Annotated in this window: 1 protein-coding gene and 1 pseudogene; both read right to left on the reverse strand. The window is 67.2% G+C overall.

Features of this window, described 5'->3' with window-relative positions:
• A pseudogene (locus tag AB7O82_RS37350) lies at positions 1–115 on the reverse strand (N-acetyl-gamma-glutamyl-phosphate reductase); the annotation flags it as partial.
• A gap of 328 nt (positions 116–443) precedes the next feature.
• Positions 444–1,406 (reverse strand): N-acetyl-gamma-glutamyl-phosphate reductase, encoded by a 963-nt coding sequence (gene argC, locus AB7O82_RS37355; protein ID WP_428621810.1) that lies wholly within the window; start codon positions 1,404–1,406, stop codon positions 444–446.
• Positions 1,407–1,862: the final 456 nt, after the last annotated feature.

Below are 1,862 nucleotides of genomic sequence, written 5' to 3' on the forward strand. Positions count from 1 at the left end.
CGCTGCCCTCGCCCGCGGCGTAGACCAACTCGAAAGACGGGTGGCTCGCGACCAGGCGCATCGCCTCGCCGCCGCCAAAACCGCTGATCCCGACAATGCCGACGCGAATGCTCATGGTGGTGTCCTGTTGCTGGAGTGAGACTGCCTGGATCAGCCGCAGCGGATGGCCCGGCGGCACGCGAGCCTCGCAGTTCACATGGCTGACCAGGCTGTCGGTTTGCTCGTCAGGCCCGCGCGTTCCCTGCCCCGCCCTTGCAGGCTCGGCGAATCACGACCCGAACTCATGAACGAGAGTTCTTCAGCAGCCTGTTTGGCATGAGCGGGCGGGACGCCCGCGGTCCGGATGAGCATGACCCCTCCGCCCCGTGTCGGCATTTGGCCGCTGCCCGGCCAAAGGCCTTTGACGGAGCACCTCCGCGGCGAAGACGCTGGGGAGGAGTCCTTTACGCCGCCACCGCCAGGCCGGTCGCCTCGTCGACGCCGGTCTTGAGGTTGATCACCTGGACGGCGGCGCCCGAGGCGCCCTTGCCGAGATTGTCGAGCGAGGCCACGACCAGGATGTTCTCCTCGGCGTCGTTGCCGTAGACGGCGAGCTCCATCGAGTTGGTGTCGATCAGCCGGTCGGCACGCAGGAAGCGATCGCGCTCGAGCCACTTGCGGTCGGCGAGCGGCCGTACGGTGACGAACTTCTCGCCGGCGTAATGATCGCTCAGCACCTTGTGCACGTCGGCGGCCGTCACCTTCCTGGCCACGATGTCGCGCGTGATCGGCACCATGACCAGCATGCCCTGGGCGTAGTGCCCGACCGACGGCACGAACAGCGGCGCGTGCTCGAGGTGGGAGTACTTCTTCATCTCCGGCACATGCTTGTGCGCCAGCTCGACGCCGTAGAGGCCGAACGGCTCGACGTCAGGATTCTCGTGGACGGCGATCAGCTCCTTGCCGCCGCCGGTGTAGCCCGAGACGCCGAACACGGCGGGCGTGGCGTCGGCCCGCAGGATGCCGGCATCGACCAGCGGCCGCATCAGGGCGATGCCGCCCGTCGAGTAGCAGCCGGGATTGGTGATCCGGTTCGACTCCAGGAGCTTGCGCCGCTGAGCCTTCTCGAGTTCGGGGAAGCCGAACGTCCAGCCGTCGGCGATGCGGTGCGCCGTGCTGGCGTCGATCACGCAGGTGTCGGCGTCGCCCAGCGCCGCCATCAGCTCCTTGACCGCGGCATCGGGCAGGCAGAGCACGGCGATGTCGGCCGCCTTGGTGATCTCCACGCGCTTGGCGAGATCCTTGCGGTCGGCCATCGGCAGCTCGAGCAGCTCGATGTCCGGCCGGTCCTTCAGACGCTCGTGGATTTTCAGCCCGGTTGTGCCGTGCTGGCCATCGATGAAGATCCGGGTCTTGTTGCTGGTCATGGTCTTCTCTCGCGCAAGTTGGAGGCCTCTTGGAACCGGCCGACTGGAGAAGAAGGATGATGGGGAAGCCGCTCGATCCTCTCCAGCGGCTTCACAATGACGGCGCGCTGTTACGCGCGCGCGTCTTCACGCCGCTCTGAAGAGCGGCGGCGTCGCGACCGGAAGGGAGCGAACGGCTTCATGATGGACGCGGATATTTCACCCGCAGGGACGCCTGTCAAGTCCGGCGCGTGGTCCGGCCGAAAGACGGGGCGGGCACAGTGTCAAAGGCACGAAACCTCACTCAAGCCGACCGCGCCGGCGAGAACAGCTCCGCCAGGGTCGTCACCGCGCGCTCCGCCTCGGTGCGGTCGGGCGTCTCGTCGGTGACGCCGTAACCTTCCATCTCGCCGCCGGCGAAGGATTGGACGACCATCCCGTCGCGCCGCGGCACGGTCAGGATGTGCTTGTAAACCA

This window comes from Reyranella sp. (assembly GCF_050185545.1).
Lineage (GTDB): Bacteria > Pseudomonadota > Alphaproteobacteria > Reyranellales > Reyranellaceae > Reyranella.

Excerpts from the sequence above, each read along its gene's own strand:
- argC (WP_428621810.1), bottom strand. The coding sequence starts at position 1,406 with ATGACCAGCAACAAGACCCGGATCTTCATCGATGGCCAGCACGGCACA.